The sequence below is a fragment of the Rhodovulum euryhalinum genome (genome assembly GCF_004342445.1).
GTDB lineage: Bacteria > Pseudomonadota > Alphaproteobacteria > Rhodobacterales > Rhodobacteraceae > Rhodovulum > Rhodovulum euryhalinum.
In genome coordinates, this window is sequence record NZ_SLWW01000008.1 from 52,667 (window position 1) to 70,249 (window position 17,583).

General features: G+C 69.4%; 16 protein-coding genes. 9 read left to right on the forward strand and 7 right to left on the reverse strand.

Features of this window, described 5'->3' with window-relative positions:
• Positions 1-146 precede the first annotated feature (146 nt).
• The 6 genes from EV655_RS10860 to EV655_RS10885 form a co-directional block, all read right to left on the reverse strand.
• Positions 147-1,691, reverse strand: coding sequence for a tripartite tricarboxylate transporter permease (locus tag EV655_RS10860; protein WP_132544716.1), 1,545 nt, complete (start codon positions 1,689-1,691; stop codon positions 147-149).
• Between the two features lie 9 nt (positions 1,692-1,700).
• Positions 1,701-2,132 (reverse strand): tripartite tricarboxylate transporter TctB family protein, encoded by a 432-nt coding sequence (locus EV655_RS10865; RefSeq protein WP_132544718.1) that lies wholly within the window; start codon positions 2,130-2,132, stop codon positions 1,701-1,703.
• Between the two features lie 54 nt (positions 2,133-2,186).
• Positions 2,187-3,176, reverse strand: coding sequence for a Bug family tripartite tricarboxylate transporter substrate binding protein (locus EV655_RS10870; protein ID WP_132544720.1), 990 nt, complete (start codon positions 3,174-3,176; stop codon positions 2,187-2,189).
• A gap of 151 nt (positions 3,177-3,327) precedes the next feature.
• On the reverse strand, positions 3,328-3,699 hold the full coding sequence (locus tag EV655_RS10875; RefSeq protein ID WP_132544722.1) for a DMT family protein: 372 nt from the start codon (positions 3,697-3,699) through the stop codon (positions 3,328-3,330).
• Between the two features lie 97 nt (positions 3,700-3,796).
• Positions 3,797-6,166, reverse strand: a complete 2,370-nt coding sequence (locus EV655_RS10880; RefSeq protein WP_132544724.1) for a calcium-binding protein — start codon at positions 6,164-6,166, stop codon at positions 3,797-3,799.
• Positions 6,167-6,300: 134 nt separating this feature from the next.
• The gene (locus EV655_RS10885) at positions 6,301-6,957 is read right to left on the reverse strand and encodes a GntR family transcriptional regulator (protein ID WP_132544726.1); all 657 of its coding nucleotides are present in this window, start codon (positions 6,955-6,957) and stop codon (positions 6,301-6,303) included.
• A gap of 149 nt (positions 6,958-7,106) precedes the next feature.
• On the opposite strand from EV655_RS10885, the gene dctP reads away from it, so the two are divergent.
• The 9 genes from dctP to EV655_RS10930 are packed head-to-tail and all read left to right on the forward strand — an operon-like array spanning position 7,107 to position 16,787.
• Positions 7,107-8,087, forward strand: coding sequence for a TRAP transporter substrate-binding protein DctP (gene dctP, locus EV655_RS10890; RefSeq protein ID WP_132544728.1), 981 nt, complete (start codon positions 7,107-7,109; stop codon positions 8,085-8,087).
• Positions 8,088-8,144: 57 nt separating this feature from the next.
• Positions 8,145-8,693: a TRAP transporter small permease gene (locus EV655_RS10895; RefSeq protein WP_132544730.1), complete on the forward strand. Its 549-nt coding sequence runs from the start codon at positions 8,145-8,147 to the stop codon at positions 8,691-8,693.
• Positions 8,693-10,009, forward strand: coding sequence for a TRAP transporter large permease (locus tag EV655_RS10900; RefSeq protein WP_132544732.1), 1,317 nt, complete (start codon positions 8,693-8,695; stop codon positions 10,007-10,009). The genes EV655_RS10895 and EV655_RS10900 overlap by 1 nt, the downstream gene beginning before the upstream one ends.
• Entirely contained in the window at positions 10,006-11,268 is a 1,263-nt protein-coding gene (locus EV655_RS10905; protein WP_132544734.1) for a malonyl-CoA decarboxylase domain-containing protein, read from the forward strand. The genes EV655_RS10900 and EV655_RS10905 overlap by 4 nt, the downstream gene beginning before the upstream one ends.
• Before the next feature lie 3 nt (positions 11,269-11,271).
• Positions 11,272-12,783, forward strand: a complete 1,512-nt coding sequence (locus tag EV655_RS10910; RefSeq protein ID WP_132544736.1) for a malonate--CoA ligase — start codon at positions 11,272-11,274, stop codon at positions 12,781-12,783.
• 53 nt (positions 12,784-12,836) lie between these two features.
• Positions 12,837-13,502 (forward strand): paraquat-inducible protein A, encoded by a 666-nt coding sequence (locus EV655_RS10915; RefSeq protein WP_132544738.1) that lies wholly within the window; start codon positions 12,837-12,839, stop codon positions 13,500-13,502.
• On the forward strand, positions 13,481-14,134 hold the full coding sequence (locus tag EV655_RS10920) for a paraquat-inducible protein A (protein WP_243645055.1): 654 nt from the start codon (positions 13,481-13,483) through the stop codon (positions 14,132-14,134). Before EV655_RS10915 ends, EV655_RS10920 begins: the two co-directional genes overlap by 22 nt.
• The gene (locus EV655_RS10925; RefSeq protein WP_132544739.1) at positions 14,131-16,215 is read left to right on the forward strand and encodes an MlaD family protein; all 2,085 of its coding nucleotides are present in this window, start codon (positions 14,131-14,133) and stop codon (positions 16,213-16,215) included. Before EV655_RS10920 ends, EV655_RS10925 begins: the two co-directional genes overlap by 4 nt.
• A gap of 2 nt (positions 16,216-16,217) precedes the next feature.
• Positions 16,218-16,787, forward strand: coding sequence for a PqiC family protein (locus EV655_RS10930; protein WP_132544741.1), 570 nt, complete (start codon positions 16,218-16,220; stop codon positions 16,785-16,787).
• 127 nt (positions 16,788-16,914) lie between these two features.
• Here EV655_RS10930 and EV655_RS10935 read toward each other — a convergent pair whose 3' ends face one another.
• Positions 16,915-17,583: a nucleoside triphosphate hydrolase gene (locus tag EV655_RS10935; protein ID WP_132544743.1), complete on the reverse strand. Its 669-nt coding sequence runs from the start codon at positions 17,581-17,583 to the stop codon at positions 16,915-16,917.

The window sequence follows — 17,583 nt, forward strand, 5'->3', positions numbered from 1 at the left end:
CGATGCCGCGGCCGCGGCGGGCGGGACGGCTGTACGGCCCCGGTTTCGGCTCGCCTTTGGCGAGCCGACCGACGCGGGGGGCGCTGCCCCCCGCGACCCCCCGGAGTATTTTCACCAAGAAGAACGCCAGACCGGACCACGCCCGGTCAGTCGCGGGTCAGACCGCCCTCGGCGTCTTCGGGCAGGCGCATCCGCCGTTTGAGCCGGGCGCCGAACAGGATCGGCAGGACGAAGCCGATCACCGCTACGGACCAGAGCCCGATCGAGAGCGGCGAGCCCACCAGCACGCTGTAATCCCCGTTCGCGATCTCGACCGCGCGGCGGAAGTTCACCTCCATCTCGTTGCCGAGCAGCGTGCCGAGGATCACCGGCACGAGCGGCACGTCGAGCTTGCGCAAGACCCAGCCCAGCACACCGAAACCGACCATCACCAGCAGGTCGAAGCTGGACCCCGAGATGCCGTAGATCCCGACGAAGGAGATCATCGCCACGATCGGCATCAGCACCCGCGGCGGGATCAGCAGCACGCGGGTGAAGAGCCCCACCATCGGGATGTTCATCGCCAGCAGCATGACATTCCCAATGAACAGTGCGGCGATCAGGCCCCAGACGACATCGGGATTGTTGGCGAACAGAAGCGGCCCGGGCGTGACGTTCAGCGCCAAGAGCACCGCCAGCAGGACTGCGGTCGTCCCAGAGCCCGGCACGCCGAGCGCCAGCATCGGCACGAGCGCGCCACCCGCGGCGGCGTTGTTGCCCGCCTCGGGCGCGGCCACGCCGCGGGGATCGCCGGAGCCGAAGGTGCCCTTGCGGTCCACCAGCCGCTTTTCCATCGTGTAGGAGATGAACGAGCCCAGCGACGCCCCGGCCCCGGGCAGCACGCCCGCGATGAATCCCAGGATCGTGGTGCGCCCCATCGTGGGCAGGCAGGACCGGATCATCGACCAGGGCGGGATGATGCGGCCGATCTCGACCTTGGGCTTGGTCGAGATGTCCCGGTCGGTGCCGCGGTGTTCGAGGAAGACGAAGACCTCGGACAGGGCGAACAGCCCGACGATGGCCACGAGGAAGTCGATCCCGTCATAGAGGTGCACCTCGCCGAAGGTGAAGCGCGGCACCCCGGTCTGGGTGTCGACGCCCACCATGGCAAGGCCAAGGCCGAGGGCCGCGGCGAAGGCGGCCTTGGACTGATTCGTCGAGGACACCCCGCCGAGCGTGGCGAAGGCGAGCGTGAAGAGGGCGAAATATTCCGCCGGGCCGAACAGGAGCGCCACCTTGACGAGTTGCGGCGCCAGCAGCACCAGCCCCCAGGTCGCGAAGAAGGCGCCGACGAAGGACGCGACGCCCGACAGCGCCAGCGCCTCGCCCGCCTGGCCCTTCTGGGCCATGGGATAGCCGTCGAGGCAGGTCATCATCGCCGGTTCGTCGCCGGGGATGTTGAGCAGGATCGAACTGATCCGGCCCCCGTACATCGCCCCGTAGTATACCGAGGTCAGCAGGATCAGCGAGGGCGTGGGGCCAAGCCCCAGCGTGAAGGCCAAGGGGATAAGGATGGCCACGCCGTTCGACGGCCCCAGCCCCGGCAGCGCGCCCATGATCGTGCCGAGGAAACAGCCCATCAGCGCAAGGCCGAGGTTCTGGAAGGTCAGCGCGACGGCGAAGCCGTCGGCGAGATTGGCGAGTGTGTCCATGTCAGCCCCCTAGAATCCCAGCGGCCCGCGGGCGAGGCTGAGCCCGAGGATCAGCCGGAACACCACGTAGATGCCGACCGAGGTGCCCAGGCCGATCACGACGCTTTCCAGCGGCCGCGAGCCCAGCCGCCAGGTCAGGTAGGCCGCCGCAATAGCGGTGGCGATGAGGAAGCCAAGCCCGGGCAGGGCCAGCGCATAGGCGACCATCACCAGCGCGGCCATGGCGATCTCGGCCAGCCGGCCGAGCCGGGGCCATTCGGGCTCGGGGTCGGGTTTGACGAGGAACCACAGCGAGGCAAGCCCCATGATCGCGGCGATGATCCAGGGAAATACCTTGGGCCCGACCTCGTCGGTGAGGAAGCTTTCCTCGATGATCGCGGCCTGCCAGGCGAAGAAGATCGCCAGCACCAGCCCGATGCCGCCGAAGATGCGGTCGCTCATGGGCGCCCCTCCCTGTGGCATGGGGGGCACCCGGGCGGGCACCCCCCGGCAGGCCTATTTCAGGATGCCGATCTCGCGCGAGAGGCTTTCGATGCTGCCGACCGAGTCGGCCACGAAGGCCTGGAACTCGGCACCCTGCAGGTCGAGCGGGGCGAGCCCGTTGGCCTCCATCACCGCCTGCCACTCGGGGCTGGCATAGAGTGTGTCGAGCCGGGCCACCCAGTAGTCATAGGCCGCGTCCGACATCCCCCCCGGCGCGTAGAACCCGCGCCAGTTGGCGCCGATCGCGTCGATCCCCTGCTCGCGCGCGGTGGGGAACTCGGCGAACTCGCCCGCCAGCCGCTCGGGCGCGAGCACGGCCAGCACCTTGATGTCGCCCGATTCGACGAACCCCTTGGCCTCGGAGAGATCGCCCGTGAAGGCCTGGAGCGAGCCCGCCAGAAGCTGCGTCACCGCCTCGCCGCCGCCGGCGAACGCGATGTATTTCACCGAACGGACATCGGCGATGCCGGCCTTCTGGGCGGCGATCAGCACCTTGAGGTGGTCCCAGCCGCCGACCGCCGAGCCGCCGCCGATGGCAATGGAGGAGGGATCGGCCTTCATCTGGGCCATCAGATCGGGCAGGGTCGAGACCGGGCTGTCCTTGGCCACCGCGATCACGCCGTAATCGGCGCCGACCGAGCCCAGCCAGCGCACCTGATCCATGGTGTTGCCGGGGAATGCGTTCTGCGCCAGCCGGGTGGCGGTCGCGGACGACGCCGCCACGATCAGGTCGTTGTCGTCGTTGCGCTTGTTGACCACCTCGGCATAGGCCACGCCGCCGCCGCCGCCGGACATGTTCACCACCTGCATGGTGGACGGGATCAGGCCCAGGTCCTGCAACACCTTGCCGACCTGGCGGCAGGTGAAGTCCCAGCCGCCGCCCGGGTTCGCGGGGGCGATACATTCGGGCGTCTCGGGGGTGAAGTCCTGCGCCGGTGCGGCCAGCGGCGCGGCCGCCAGCGCCAGAACGGCCAGCCCGCGGCGGAACATGTTGACTCTCATGGCAATCCTCCCTGCGTCTCCGCCCTTGGGGCGGTCGGTCTTGTGGCGGGGACAGGCATCGCGGCCGTCGCGCTGCGGCGCCGGCGATCCTCCCCTGGCTCCAAGTGTTAAGGGAAGGCCCGGCACAGGTCCATCGCTTTGCGCGCGAGGCTCAGAGCGGCTTGAGGAACACGAAGCCCGCGCCCGACGCGATCAGGGCAAAGCCGATGGCGTGGTTCCAGGTGGGCCTTTCGCCGAAATAGAGCCAGGCAAAGATCACGAAGACGACCAGCGTGATCACCTCCTGGATGGTCTTGAGCTGCGCGGGCGACCAGACCTGCGCGCCGATCCGGTTGGCGGGCACGGCGATCGCGTATTCGATCAGCGCGATCCCCCAGCTGACAAGGATCGCCGCCCAGAGCGCGCTTTGCGGGAACTTGAGGTGGCCATACCAGGCCAGCGTCATGAAGACGTTGGACAGGCTCAACAGCACGAACGGGGCGAGCGCGGGCCAGAGCGAAACGGCGGTGGCGGGGGGTGTCATGGGAGACCTGCGGAATAGGATGCGGCGCGGATCAGCTATGCCGATTCCGCGCGCCGCGCCAAGCGGTCGCTCGGGGACTTGACCGCCCTGCGCCGCGTCAGATCAGGAAATCGGCCTCCGACAGGTCAGCCAGCGCCACACCGGCCAGGTCGATGGCGCCGCCGCCGGCCGTCACGGTCACGCCAAAGGCGTCTTCGGACAGGCAGGCCGACGCAAATCCGGCCCAGGACAGGCCAAGGCCCAGGCCGCAGAGGTCGATCAGGTCGAGCCCCGCCGCGAAATCGTCGATCCGGTCGGTACCGAAGCCCGCCGTATCGAAGACGAAGAGATCGGCCCCCGCGCCGCCGGACAGCACGTCATCGCCCAGGTCGCCGCGCAGCGTGTCGGCCCCTGCTCCGCCCGCCAGCGCATCATGGCCCGTGCCGCCGTCGAGATGGTCATCGCCGTCATCGCCCGCCAGGACGTCGTTGCCGTCGCCGCCCAGCAGCGTATCGCCGCCCGCCCCGCCGTAAAGCGCGTCGAACCCGCCCGCGCCGTCCAGCAGGTCATCGTCCGCACCGCCGAAGATCGTGTCGCTGCCCAGCCCGCCGTAAAGCGCATCCTGCCCTGCACCGCCGTGGATGCGATCATCACCGATCTCGCCGTCGATCCAGTCGGCACCGTCACCGCCATCGATCCGGTCGGCGCCCGCGCCGCCGAGGATCGTGTCGTTGCCCAGTTCGCCCAACAGCAGGTCGTCGTCGCCATGACCGAGGATCTCGTCGTCGCCGTCGCCGCCGAAGACCGTGTCCTGACCCGCCCCGGCATGAAGCCGGTCATTGCCCGCCTCGCCCTCGAGCCGGTCATCGCCAAGCCCGCCGCGCAGCAGGTCGTTGCCCGCCCCGCCCACCAGCAGGTCATCGCCGTCATTGCCGTAGAGCTTGTCATTGCCGCCATGCCCCAGGATCACGTCCGCCCCGGCGGTGCCGTCGATCGTGTCGGCGCGCGAGCCGCCCTCGACCGGAGTAGGGTCCGCCGGAACCGGGGTCTTGGCGAGCCGCAGCATCACCACCTCGTAGTCGGCCCCGAAGGCAAAGGACAGCACGTCGCCCTGGACCACGGGCACGAGCGCCTCCAGCCGCGCCTCCTCGTAGACCATCAGGTCCAGCCCGGTTGCGCCGGGCGGGGTGTCTTCGGACAGCACCGCCGACAGGCGCACCGCCTCGAGAAGGACGGCATCGGTCAGCAAGCCGAGGTCGAGGTCGATCCCCAGACCGTCGGCCGCGATGTCGTTCGCGGCCAGGAAGATCACCGCCTCGGCGTCGTTCTCCCAGGCATAGGCCATGGCAAGATCGTCGCGGGTATTGGCCTGGAATCCGTCGACCAGCGCCATCCCCTCGATGTTGCCGGCCATCAGCATCAACAGCGCGCCGCCCGGGTCCAGCACGATCGCGCCGTCCACCTCGTGGCTGACCGCGTTGAACTGCTTGCCCGCGATGCCCCAGATCGCCGCGGCGTCCATGCCGATCGACTGGTAGGTGGCGAAAAGCTCCAGGTAGGCGCCGGCCGCGCGCAGCCCGTAATCCTGGTAGTTGAGGTTCACATCGGCCAGATCCTGCGCGGCCTTGCCCACGTTCATCGCCGACATGAACAGCTCGACCCCGGCCCCGTCACCGCCCGCGGCCGTGATGGCGGCACTCCAGGCCGCCAGATAATCGGCGCGGTTCTGCCAGGCGGTCTCGCCATAGTCCTGGGCATGGGCGTCGGGATCATCCTCGACCTTGTCGATGGCGCCGAAATTGAAGGGCAGCGCGTGCGCCACCAGGCTGTCGACATGGACAAGGTTTTCCGGCGCGATCTCGGCGCGGATCGCGGCGTCGTCCGCCGCGTTGGCGCCCATCTGCACCGCGATGGTCAGATCCGCGCCCAGAATGTTGATCGCGGGCGAGGCCAGCGCCTCGGCGATCGTCGCGATGAAGCGATCCGCGATCGCGCCATAAAGGCCGGGGTCCGCGGCAAGCACCGAATGGGCCATGTATTCGTTGCCGATTTCCAGCGTGAAATCCGCAGGCAGTGCACCGTAACGGCCCGAAAGCAGATCCTGCAGGAAGGCCGCAAGCTCGGCCACGCCGCGGTCGATATCGTCGGCATAGCGCAGGGTTGGGATGATCATCGAGAAGCCAAGCTCGTTCTCGACGCAATGGGCCAGCGTCTCGCTCAGGTCGGGGCGGACACGATCGGGATCGGGGGTGTTAAGCTGCGTTCCATCGAAAAGACCATCAATATCAAATCCATAGACATCCGGATCGGTCTCGGCCAGCGTCCCGCCCGGCCAGCGCAGGGTCGACAACCCGAGTTCGGTGAATTGTGCGTCGAACGTACCGAAGCCGGAATAGCCGGTCTGGATTCCGCCGAACTGGTCTGCCGTGACCGTTTCGGCCCCCACCACGCGATTTCCGAACGCTATGTCGATCCCGAGCGTCTGCATCTCTTTCCCCGCATCCCTGGTCCGGAAGGTCGCGGCCAGATCATCGCCCAGAGGTTAAGAAACCCTGAAACCACCCTGCCGACATGCGGGGTGTTTGCTGAAAATTCCTGTGGATAAGGGGCATGGCCGCAAGGTCAGAGGGCTGCCCTGCGCAGCCCCGCCATCAGGTCGTGGAACTTTTCGCCCTGCACCGCAACATGGCCGCGCAGCGCCGCCGCGGCGCGCTCGGCGTCGCCCGCGGCCAGCGCATCCACCACCGCCTCATGCTCGGCCATCGACTGCGCCATCCGCCCCCGCGCGCGCAGTTGCAGCCGCCGGAAGGGTTGCAGACGCCGGTGCAGCCGCCCCGCCTCGGACGCCAGGAACCCGTTGCCGGATTCGCGATAGACGATGCGGTGGAACCCCTCGTTCTCGGCGTAATAGGCATCCGCATCGCCCCGGCCCAGCGCCGCACGGCAGCGCGCGTTGGCCGCCCGCAACTCGTCCAGCGCCGCGTCCGAGATGCGCCGTGCCGCAAGGCGCCCGCACAGCGCCTCGATCTCGGCCATCACCTCGAACATCTCGATCAGTTCGACCGGGCCGGGGTGGCGCACGAACACACCCCGGCGCGGTGCATGCTCGACCAGCCCCGATTGCGCGAGTTTCAGCAAGGCCTCGCGGACCGGCGTGCGCGACACGCCGAACCGATCGGCCAGCCGGTGTTCGTCCAGCCGGTCGCCATCGGCGAATTCGCCGGTGAGGATCGCCTCCTCGATCTCGCTGGCGATGGTGTCGGCGCGGCGCATATCCATGGCACCTGTATAGCAGCAGACCGGATTCGAAATGCAAGGCTGAACTTCTTGTATACAAAATGATTGACAGGCCGGAACCGACCTTCGATGCTCAGCCCCGGTGCGGCGTGACTCGGATCGCCGTGGCCGGAACGACCAGGGAGGAAATCATGAAACCCATCGTCTTGGGCGCGGCTGCCGCGCTCTGCATCGTTGCGGGCAGTGCCGGGGCCACGGACCTGCGCCTGTCGCACCAGTGGTCCAACCAGGACATCCGCCACAAGGTCGCGCAGATCGTCGCCGACGAGGTGGCCGCCGCGGGCGTCGATCTGGACATCAAGATCTACGGCTCGTCCTCGCTGTTCAAGGCGTCCGAACAGTATACGCCGCTGTCCCGCGGCCAGCTGGACATGACGGTTCTGCCGCTGTCCTACGCGGGCGGCCAGCAACCGGCCTACAACCTGACGCTGATGCCGGGGCTGGTGAAGAACCACGACCACGCCGCGCGGATGAACGAAAGCCCCTTCATGGAGGCGCTCGAGGCAAAGATGGCCGAGGACGACGTGATGGTGCTGGTGCATGGCTATCTCGCGGGCGGTTTCGCCGGCAAGGACAAGTGCATCACCAAACCCGCGGACGTGCAGGGCATGCAGATGCGCGCCGCGGGCAAGGCGTTCGAGCAGATGCTGGCGGGCGCGGGGGCGTCCATCGCCTCGATGGCGTCGTCCGAGATCTACAACGCGATGCAGACCGGCGTGCTGGACGCGGTGAACACCTCGTCCTCGTCCTTCGTGTCCTACCGGCTGTTCGAACAGACCGCCTGCTATACCCCCGCGGGCGAGATCGCGCTGTGGTTCATGTACCAGCCGCTGTTGATGAACAAGACCACCTTCGAGGGGCTGACCGAGTCGCAGCAGGCCGCCCTGCTGGCCGCCGCCGAAAAGGCGCAGGCCTTCTACCTCGACGAGGCCAAGAAGGAGGACGCCGCCGCGGCCGAGGTGTTCCGTGCCGCGGGCGTCGAGATCGCCGAGATGACGGCCGAGGATTTCGAGGCCTGGCGCGCGCTGGCGCAGGAAACCTCCTACAAGGCTTTCGTCGAGGACGTGCCCGACGGGCAGGCGCTGCTGGATCTGGCGCTGGCCGTCGAGTGACGCAAGGCGTCCGGGCGGCACGCCTGCCGCCCGGGGCCGTTCGGGAAAGGTCCTGACATGTCCACGCAAGTCTTTGGCGGCGCCGCGCCGACGGGCGGGCATCCGTTCCTGCGCGCCGTCGCCGCGATCTCGACCGTGGCGGGCTGGTGCTCGGCGGCGATGATCGTCGCTGCGGTGGCGATCACCTGCCAGATGATCTTCGTCCGGTTCGTGCTGAACGGGTCCACAATCTGGCAGACCGAGGCGGTGATCTACCTGATGATCGGCGCCACGCTGGTCGGGCTGGCCTATGTCCAGCGGCTGCGCGGCCACGTCAATGTCGACCTCGTGCCGCTGGCCCTGCCGCCGCGCCTGCGCCGCGGCTTCGCCGTCACCACGCTGTCGGTCTCGATCCTGATCGTCGGCGTGCTGCTCTGGTACGGCTTCGAGTTCTGGCATTTCGCGCTGGACCGCGGCTGGCGGTCGCAGACGATCTGGGGCGTGGCATTGTGGAAGCCCTATCTGGCGATCCCGGTGGGGTTCGGGCTGTTGCTGCTGCAACTGGTGGCCGACCTTTTCGCGCTGGTCAAACGCATCGACACGCCCTTCGGGCTGGAGGAGGTCTGATGGACCCGCTGCTGCTTGGCCTGATCGTCGCAGTGGCGACCGTGCTGGTGCTGTTCTCGGGCATTCCCGTGGCGCTGGGGCTGCTGATCGTCTCGGCGGGGTTTCTCGTGGTCTTCGACGGCATGCGCTCGCTCGAACTGATGCCCGAGATCCTGTTCGGCAAGCTCGACAATTTCGCGCTGCTGTCGATCCCGATGTTCATCATCATGGGCGCGGCCATCGCCTCGACCCGGGCGGGCGCCGACCTGTACGAGGCGCTGGAACGCTGGCTGACCCGGGTGCCCGGCGGGCTTGTCATCTCGAATCTCGGGGCCTGCGCGCTGTTCTCGGCGATGTCGGGCTCCAGCCCGGCGACCTGCGCGGCGATCGGCAAGATGGGCATCCCCGAGATGCGCAAGCGCGGCTATCCCGACAGCGTGGCGGCCGGGTCCATCGCGGCGGGCGGCACGCTGGGCATCCTGATCCCGCCCTCGGTGACGATGATCGTCTACGGCATCGCCACCGAAACCTCGATCGGGCGGCTGTTCCTGGCGGGAGTGGTCCCCGGCCTCATGCTGGTCGCGCTGTTCATGGCCTGGTCGATCTATTCGACCTGGAAATCGGGCAACATGCAGGTGCTGACCGCCAATCGCTATTCCTGGCGCGAGAAGGTGGAGATTCTGCCCCGCGTCCTGCCCTTCCTCGCGATCATCCTGGGCGTGCTGTTCGCCATGTATGGCGGCATCGCCACGCCGTCGGAAACCGCGGCGGTCGGCGCGCTGCTGTGCCTGGTGATGGCGATGGTGATCTATTCGCTATGGAGCCCGCGCGCGATCTGGACGGTGCTGCGCGATTCCACCCGCGAGTCGGTGATGATCCTGTTCATCATCGGCGCCGCGGGGGTGTTCTCGTACATGCTGTCCTCGCTGTTCATCACCCAGTCGATCGCGGAATGGATCGGCACGTTGCAGGTGAACCGCTGGGTGCTGATGGCGGCAATCAACCTGTTCCTGCTGGTGGCAGGCTTCTTCCTGCCGCCCGTCGCGGTGATCCTGATGGCCGCGCCGATCCTGCTGCCGATCATCACCACCGCAGGCTTCGATCCGATCTGGTTCGCCGTGGTGCTGACCATCAACATGGAGATCGGGCTGATCTCGCCGCCGGTGGGGCTGAACCTCTATGTCATCAACGGCATCGCGCCCGACATCTCGCTTCGCACCATCCTGGTCGGCTCGCTGCCTTATGTCGGCTGCATGGTGCTGGCGATCGTGCTTCTGTGCCTGTTCCCGGGCCTTGCCACCTGGCTGCCCGATGTCGTGATGGGGCCGGGGACATGACGCTGCTGGCCAACCTGATGTCCACGATCTTCGAGCGCCGCTATGTCGGCGCCGCGCGTGGCGAATGGTCGGGGCTGGCGATGGAGGACCTGGCCGACCGCCTGCTCGGCAGCCGGGGCGAGGGTTCGGGGCTGGCCATTGCGGGCCAGATCCTCGACCGCTACGCCCGGATGGACGAGGCCGAAAGAACCGCCTTCTTCACCATGCTGACGACCCGGCTGGATATCGACCCGGACACGGTGCGCGCCGCCCTCGACGCCTACGAGGCCGCCCCCGGGCGCGACAGCTATGCCGCCTACATGGCGGCGGCCGAACCGCGGCGGCAGGAATTCATACGGCAACTGAACCGCGTGCAGGGCGCCACCGGGCGGCTGGTGGCCATGCGGGCCGACCTGCGCCGCCTTGCCCGCGACCATCCGCAGATTGCCGCCCTCGACCTCGATTTCCGCCACCTCTTCGCGTCCTGGTTCAACCGCGGCTTTCTTGTGCTGTTGCCGATCAGCTGGGAAAGCCCTGCGCATGTGCTGGAAAAGATCATCGCCTACGAGGCGGTGCACGCCATCGACAGCTGGGATGACCTGCGCCGCCGGGTGCAACCGGCCGACCGGCGCTGTTTCGCCTTCTTCCACCCGGCGATGCCGGACGAGCCGCTGATCTTCGTGCAGGTGGCGCTGACCCGCGGCATCCCCGGCTCGGTCGATGCGCTGCTGGCCGAAGGCCGCGCGCAGATCGCGGGCGACCAGGCCGATACGGCGGTGTTCTATTCCATCACCAATTGCCAGGCGGGGCTGGCGGGCATTTCCTTCGGCAATTCGCTGATCAAGCAGGTGGTCCGCGACCTGTCCGCCGAATTGCCGCAGCTCAGGACCTTCGTCACCCTGTCACCGATCCCCGGGCTGATGGCCTGGCTGAAAGAGGACGCCGCCCGCGCCCGGGCCGCCGCCGCCGACCCCGAGGCGCTGCGCCGCCTTGCCGCGCTGTACCTGACCGAGGCGAAGGACAACACCGGCGCCCCCCGCGATCCGGTCGCCCGCTTCCACCTGGGCAACGGCGCGCTGGTCCACGCGATCCATGCGGGCGCGGACAGCTCCGAGGCGGGGCTGGCGCGGTCGGGGGGGGCGATGGTGAACTACCTTTACGATCTGACCCGCATCCCGCAGAACTGCGAGGCGTTCGCGGATTCGCACCAGATCGCGGCCTCGGCCCAGATCAAGACCCTCGCCCGCGCCGCCCACAAGACCGAGATCCAAGGGACCTGACCCGTGGCAAATCCGCTTTACGACACGCTTTTCGGCCGCCATGCCGGCCAGACCACGCCCTTCCTGCACCTGCCGGACGGCACCACCCTCAGCCATGACGCCTTCCTGCGAAAGGCCGCGCGCTTCGCCCACGCGATCCACGCGCTCGGCCTGACCCATGGCGACCGGCTGGCGGTGCAGGTCGAGAAATCGCCCGCCGCGCTGGCGCTTTATGCCGCCTGCGTGCAGGCGGGCGTGATCTTCCTGCCGCTGAATACCGCCTATACCCCGGCCGAGGTCAGCTATTTCCTGGAAAACTCGGGCGCTCGGCTGTTCGTCTGCGACGGCGCGCATGCCGGCACGCTGACCGCGGTGGCACACAAGGCGGGCAGCCACCTGGCCACGCTGAACGCCGACGGCTCGGGCAGCTTCGCGGTCGCCGCCCATGACATGCCCGAGGAATTCGACACCGAGCCGCGCGGCGAGGACAACCTGGCGGCCTTTCTCTACACCTCGGGCACCACGGGCCGGTCCAAGGGCGCGATGCTGACCCAGCGGAACCTGTTGTCGAACGCCGAGGTTCTGGCCGACTGCTGGCGGTTCACGGCCGAGGACGTGCTGCTGCACGCCCTGCCGATCTTTCACACCCACGGCCTGTTCGTGGCCACCAACATCACGCTGCTGGCGGGCGGCGCGATGATCTTCCTGCCGAAATTCGACATCGACCAGGTGATCGCCGCCCTGCCCCGGGCAAGCGCGATGATGGGCGTGCCGACCTTCTACACCCGCCTGCTGGACGACCCGCGCTTCACCCGCGACCTGGTCGCCCATTTCCGGCTGTTCGTGTCGGGCTCGGCGCCGCTGCTGGCGGACACCCACCGCGATTTCGAGGCCCGCACCGGCCACCGTATCCTCGAACGCTACGGTATGACCGAGACCAACATGAACACCTCGAACCCCTACGAGGGCGAGCGCATCGCGGGCACCGTCGGCCTGCCCCTGCCGGGGGTCGAGTTGAAGATCTGCGACCCCGAGACCGGCGCCGACCTGCCGCGGGGCGAGATCGGCCAGATCGAGGTGCGCGGCCCCAACGTCTTCAAGGGCTACTGGCAGATGCCGGAAAAGACCCGCGAGGAACTGCGCGAGGACGGGTTCTTCCTGACCGGCGATCTGGGCCGGATCGACGAGCGGGGCTATGTCCACATCGTTGGCCGCGCCAAGGATCTGATCATCTCGGGCGGCTACAACATCTACCCCAAGGAGGTCGAACTGGCGCTCGACGACCAGCCCGGCGTCAAGGAAAGCGCGGTGATCGGCGTGCCCCATCCCGATTTCGGCGAAAGCGTGGTCGCCGTGCTGGTGCCCGAGGCCGGGGCCAGCCCCGATCCGCAGGCCATCGCCGCGGCGCTGCGCGACCGGCTGGCGGGGTTCAAGCTGCCACGCCGGATCGTGACGGTCGAGGAACTGCCGCGCAACACCATGGGCAAGGTGCAGAAGAACATCCTGCGCGAGCGCTACGCCGACAGCTTCACCTGAGAGGTGCGCCGGAAAGCACTGGAATGCGCGGCGCCGGTCCCTATGCTGGGGCCATGACGCCGACCCAGACATCGCACGCCCCCGCCCCGCCCCGCCCCGGGCTGTCCGCGGCCCAGCTTGCCGGGCTGATCGCCTGTCCGCGCTGCGACGCGGTCTATCGCGCGGTGCAGCCCGCGCCGGGCGAACGCGCGGTCTGCATGCGCTGCGACGCGGTGCTGATCGCGCCCCGCCGCCGCGCGGGCGAGCAGATCATCGCCGTCGCGCTGGCCGTGGTCGTGCTGGTGGTGGCCGCCACGCTTGCCCCCTTCCTCGCCATCGAGGCGGGCGGGCGGGCGCATGCCAGTTCGGTGCTGGACGCGGCGCTGGCCTTTGCCTCGGCCGGACCGGCCGCGATCCTTGCGCTGGCGGTCGCGGCGCTGATCGTGTTCATCCCGGTGCTGCGCGCGCTGCTGGTGATCTACGTGCTGGCCCCCATCGTCGCGAACCGCCCGCCCGCGCCCCGGGCCGCCGCCGCGTTCCGCCTGTCCGAGGCGCTGCGCCCTTGGTCGATGGCCGAGATCTTTGCCATCGGCTGCGCCGTCGCACTGGTCAAGATCGCCGATCTGGCGCAGGTCCATTTCGGCCCCGCCTTCTGGATGTTCGCCGCCCTCGTCGTGCTGGTGGTGATCCAGGACGGCTTCATGTGCAGGTATTCGGTATGGAAGTCGCTGGAGCGCTGAGAACCGCGCGCGAGATGGGGCTGGTGGCGTGCACCCGCTGCACCCGTGTCTGGCCCGCGGGCACCGGCCGCTGTGCCCGCTGCGGCCAGCGCCTTCATTCGCGCGAGCCGAAGGCGCTGCAACGGGTCTGGGCATTCTGGGCGGTCGGGCTGATGGCCTATGTCCCCGCCAATCTCTGGCCGATGCTGGAAACCCGTACGCTGGTCTCGACCCAGCACAGCACCATCGTCGGCGGCGCGGTCGAGCTGGCCCGCCACGGCAACTGGGGCATCGCGCTGGTCATCCTGACCGCCTCGGTGGCGATCCCCGTCGGCAAGTTCCTCGCCATCGCAAGCCTTGCGCTGGGCGTGCGCCACGGCAGCGCACTGCCGCAGGCGCGGCGCCAGCAACTTTACGAGGTGGTCGAGTATATTGGCCGCTGGTCGATGATCGACGTCTTCGTGGTGGCGATCCTGGCCTCGCTGGTACAATTGGGCGCCGTGGCCCAGGTCAGCCCGGGACCGGCCAGCCTGTTCTTCGCACTGTCGGTGATCTTCACCATGCTGTCCGCGCAAGGCTTCGACAGCCGGCTGATCTGGGATGCCGAACCCGCGCCGCTGGCGCCGCCCCTGCCCGGGGGCCGCCCCGCATGACCGACCTGCCGCCCGAAACCCCGGTCGAACCCGCCCGCCGCAGCCTGCTCCAGCGGCTGTCCATCGTCTGGGTGATCCCGGCCGCGGCGCTGGCCATCGCGCTGGGGGTGGCGTGGAACAGCTATGCCGAACGCGGCCCGCTGCTGGAACTGACCTTCCAGACCGCCTCGGGAATCCGCGCGGGGGAAACCGAACTGCGCTTCCGCGACGTGACCGTGGGGCTGGTCGAAAGCGTGGCCTTCACCGAGGGGCTCGACCGGGTGCTGGTGGGCGTGCGGCTGGACCGCGACGTGGCCGAATATGTGGACGACGACGCACAGTTCTGGGCGGTTCGCCCCGAGGTGACGCCACAGGGCGTGCGCGGACTGGAAACCGTGCTGTCGGGCACCTTCATCGAAGGCATCTGGGACGACACGGCCGAAGGCTTTGTCGCCCGCCACGCCGCCGCGACCGAGCCGCCGTTGAACCGCGAGGGCCGCGCGGGGCTGCGGTTGCGGCTGCGCGCGGCGGGAACGGCCACGTTCACCGAGAACGCGCCCATCGTCTATCGCGGCATCGAGGTCGGACGGATCGGCCGGGCCGAGGTCTCGGCCGATGGCGCCACGGTCGAGGCCGAGGCCATCGTCTTTGCCCCCCATGACCGGCTGATCTCCTCCTCCACCCGGTTCTGGGACACGTCCGGGTTCCGCTTCACCCTGGGCCCGGGCGGCGCGCGGCTCGATTTCGATTCCATCGCCTCGCTGGTTTCGGGCGGGATCACCTTCCGGACCGAGGTCTCGGGCGGCACGCAGGTCGTGCCCGAGGCGCTGTTCACCGTCTATCCCGACGAGGGCGCAGCAAGGGCCAGCGTGTTCGGCGCCGAGGCGGGCGAGGCGCTGACGCTGACCGCGATCTTTGACGAGAACGTGGCCGGGCTGGCGGTGGACGCGCCGGTCGATCTGGGCGGCATCCGGGTTGGCCGGGTCGCCGCGCTGTCGGGCATCGTCGATTCCGCGCGGTTCGGCGACGATCGTGTGCGGCTGGCGGTGACGCTGGCGATCCGGCCCGGGCAACTCGGGCTGGGCGAGGCGGCCGCGGCCGGGGCAGCGCTCGACTACCTCGCGGGGCGGGTCGCCGAGGGGCTGCGTGCGCGGCTCGTCACCGCCTCGATCCTGACCGGCGGGCTCAAGGTGGAACTGGTCGAGATCGCCGATGCTCCCGCCGCCACGCTCGACCGATCCGCCGCGCCGAACCCGCTGATCCCCACCGCCCCGGCCCGGATCGCCGATGTCGCCGCCACCGCCGAAGGACTTTACAACCGCATCAACGCCCTGCCGATCGAACAGGTGATGGACAGCGCCATCGCCGCGCTCGACAACATCGCGCGGCTGACCGGCAGCGACGACATCCGCGCGGTGCCCGGCGAGGTTCGGGCGCTGCTGGGCGAGGCCCGGGGCATCGTCGGTGCCGAGGAAACGCAAGGCTTGCCCGCGCGGCTGTCGGCCACGGTGGGCGAACTGGAAACCCTTGTCGGCCGGCTGAACGAAAGCGACGCGGCCGGGCGGCTGAGCGCCGCGATCGACGCGGCGGCGGCGGCGGCGGGCACCGTGGAAAGCTCGGTCGAGGGCGTGCCCGAGCTGGTCGCGCGACTGACCGCCATCGCAGCCAACGCGGAAACCGTGCCGCTGGACGAACTGGCCAACCGGCTCTCGGCGCTGATGGATGCCGCCGACCGGCTGATCGACACCGACGCGGCCCGCGCCCTGCCCGCCGATCTGTCCGCCGCGCTGGCGGAACTGCGCGCCGTGCTGGCCGAACTGCGCGAAGGCGGCGTGGTCGAGAACGCCAACGCCACGCTGGCCTCGGCCCGCGCCGCCGCCGACGACATCTCGGCCGCCGCGCAGGATCTGCCGGGCGTGCTGGCCCGCGCCCAAGCCGTGCTGGACGAGGCCGCCGCGACGATCCGCGGCTATGACGCCGCGCGCGGCGTGGGCCGCGACCTCGGCCCCGCGATCCGCGAGGTGGAGCGCGCGGCCAAGGCCGTCAGCGACCTTGCCCGGACGCTGGAACGCAACCCCAACTCGATCCTGTTCGGACGCTAGCCATGACCCACGCCCGCCTTTTCCCCGCCGCGCTTCTCGCCGCGCTTCTGGCCGGCTGTTCCGGCAGCCCCGCGCTCTATACCGTGCCCGAGGCGCCGGTGGCCGGGCCGCGCCTGCCCTCGGCCTATCGCACGGTGGCGCTGCGCGAGGTGGCGCTGCCCGCCTATGCCGCCTCGGGCGAGATCCATTTCCGCGGCCTGGATGGGGCGCTGACCTCCTCGCCGGACGTGCTGTGGGCAGACGATCCGACGCGCGCGATCACCGGCGATCTCGCGCGCTATCTGGGCCAGATGACCGGCGCGACCGTCGCCGCCGAGCCCTGGCCTTTCTTCGACCGCGCCCAGGCCACGCTCGAACTGCGCGTCTCGGACATGCTGGCCGAGGCGGACGGGCGGTTCCGGCTGGCGGGCCAGTATTTCGTGGCGCCCGAACACGGCGGGCGCGGGCGGTCGGGCAGCTTTGCCCTCGCGATCCCGATCGCGTCCGGTGCCGGCCCCGCCGCGATTGCGGCGGCGCGCGGGCAGGCGGTACGCGACCTCGCCACGCTGATCGCCCGCGAAGGGTTGCGCTGACGCCGCAAAGCGAATGGCCCGCGCGGGGCGGCGGGTGCCGGTTTTCCGGAAGACGCGGTGTGTCGCGCCAGTGCGCCGCAGGGGGACAGCGCAACAGCCAAGGCGGAACCCGAAGGTTCCCCGGCGGTCAGCCGCCTTCAGCCCCCGCCTGTCCGCCCCGGTCACCGATGACCTGTCCGACCGGCCCGCGCCGCTCGACCACCCGCCGGGCGTTGGGAATGTCATTGCCCAGCGCCCGCGCGCGCGCCGCCGCCGGGTCAAGCCCATGGTTACGCCAACGCTGCACCAGACGGCGTTCAAGCTCTGGCATCGGCACATCGAGGAACACGGAATGGTCCCAGAGAGGGCCAAGGCGCCGCCACGGGTCCTCGTCGAGGCAGAGATAGTTTCCCTCGACGACCACCAGCCTTGTGCCGGGTCCGATCTCGGCCGCCCCGGCGATGGCGATGTCGCGGGCGCGGTCGAAGACCGGCAGGATCACCCGGGGCTCGGTCCGGACGCGGGCCAGCGTCGCCGCGAACCCGTCGAAATCAAAACTCTCGGGTGCACCCTTGCGCGGCAAGAGCCCGCGCGGTTCCAGCAGCCGATTGTCGAGGTGAAAGCCGTCCATCGGCAACAGCGCCGCGCCATGGCCGCGGGCGACAAGCGCCGCCGTCACCGCCTCGGCCAGCGTCGATTTCCCCGCCCCGGGCGGACCCGCGATGGCGATCAGGCGGCGCCGGTCCGCGGGGGGCAGTGCCTCGATGCGCAGGGCAAGTGCGGCGGCGGTTTCGGCGACCCGGGGCGGGACGTCCAT

Coding starts and splice junctions, on each gene's coding strand:
- EV655_RS10860 (WP_132544716.1), bottom strand. CDS start 1,691: ATGGACACACTCGCCAATCTCGCCGACGGCTTCGCCGTCGCGCTGACC.
- EV655_RS10865 (WP_132544718.1), bottom strand. CDS start 2,132: ATGAGCGACCGCATCTTCGGCGGCATCGGGCTGGTGCTGGCGATCTTC.
- EV655_RS10870 (WP_132544720.1), bottom strand. CDS start 3,176: ATGAGAGTCAACATGTTCCGCCGCGGGCTGGCCGTTCTGGCGCTGGCG.
- EV655_RS10875 (WP_132544722.1), bottom strand. CDS start 3,699: ATGACACCCCCCGCCACCGCCGTTTCGCTCTGGCCCGCGCTCGCCCCG.
- EV655_RS10880 (WP_132544724.1), bottom strand. CDS start 6,166: ATGCAGACGCTCGGGATCGACATAGCGTTCGGAAATCGCGTGGTGGGG.
- EV655_RS10885 (WP_132544726.1), bottom strand. CDS start 6,957: ATGGATATGCGCCGCGCCGACACCATCGCCAGCGAGATCGAGGAGGCG.
- dctP (WP_132544728.1), top strand. CDS start 7,107: ATGAAACCCATCGTCTTGGGCGCGGCTGCCGCGCTCTGCATCGTTGCG.
- EV655_RS10895 (WP_132544730.1), top strand. CDS start 8,145: ATGTCCACGCAAGTCTTTGGCGGCGCCGCGCCGACGGGCGGGCATCCG.
- EV655_RS10900 (WP_132544732.1), top strand. CDS start 8,693: ATGGACCCGCTGCTGCTTGGCCTGATCGTCGCAGTGGCGACCGTGCTG.
- EV655_RS10905 (WP_132544734.1), top strand. CDS start 10,006: ATGACGCTGCTGGCCAACCTGATGTCCACGATCTTCGAGCGCCGCTAT.
- EV655_RS10915 (WP_132544738.1), top strand. CDS start 12,837: ATGACGCCGACCCAGACATCGCACGCCCCCGCCCCGCCCCGCCCCGGG.
- EV655_RS10920 (WP_243645055.1), top strand. CDS start 13,481: ATGGAAGTCGCTGGAGCGCTGAGAACCGCGCGCGAGATGGGGCTGGTG.
- EV655_RS10925 (WP_132544739.1), top strand. CDS start 14,131: ATGACCGACCTGCCGCCCGAAACCCCGGTCGAACCCGCCCGCCGCAGC.
- EV655_RS10930 (WP_132544741.1), top strand. CDS start 16,218: ATGACCCACGCCCGCCTTTTCCCCGCCGCGCTTCTCGCCGCGCTTCTG.
- EV655_RS10935 (WP_132544743.1), bottom strand. CDS start 17,583: ATGGACGTCCCGCCCCGGGTCGCCGAAACCGCCGCCGCACTTGCCCTG.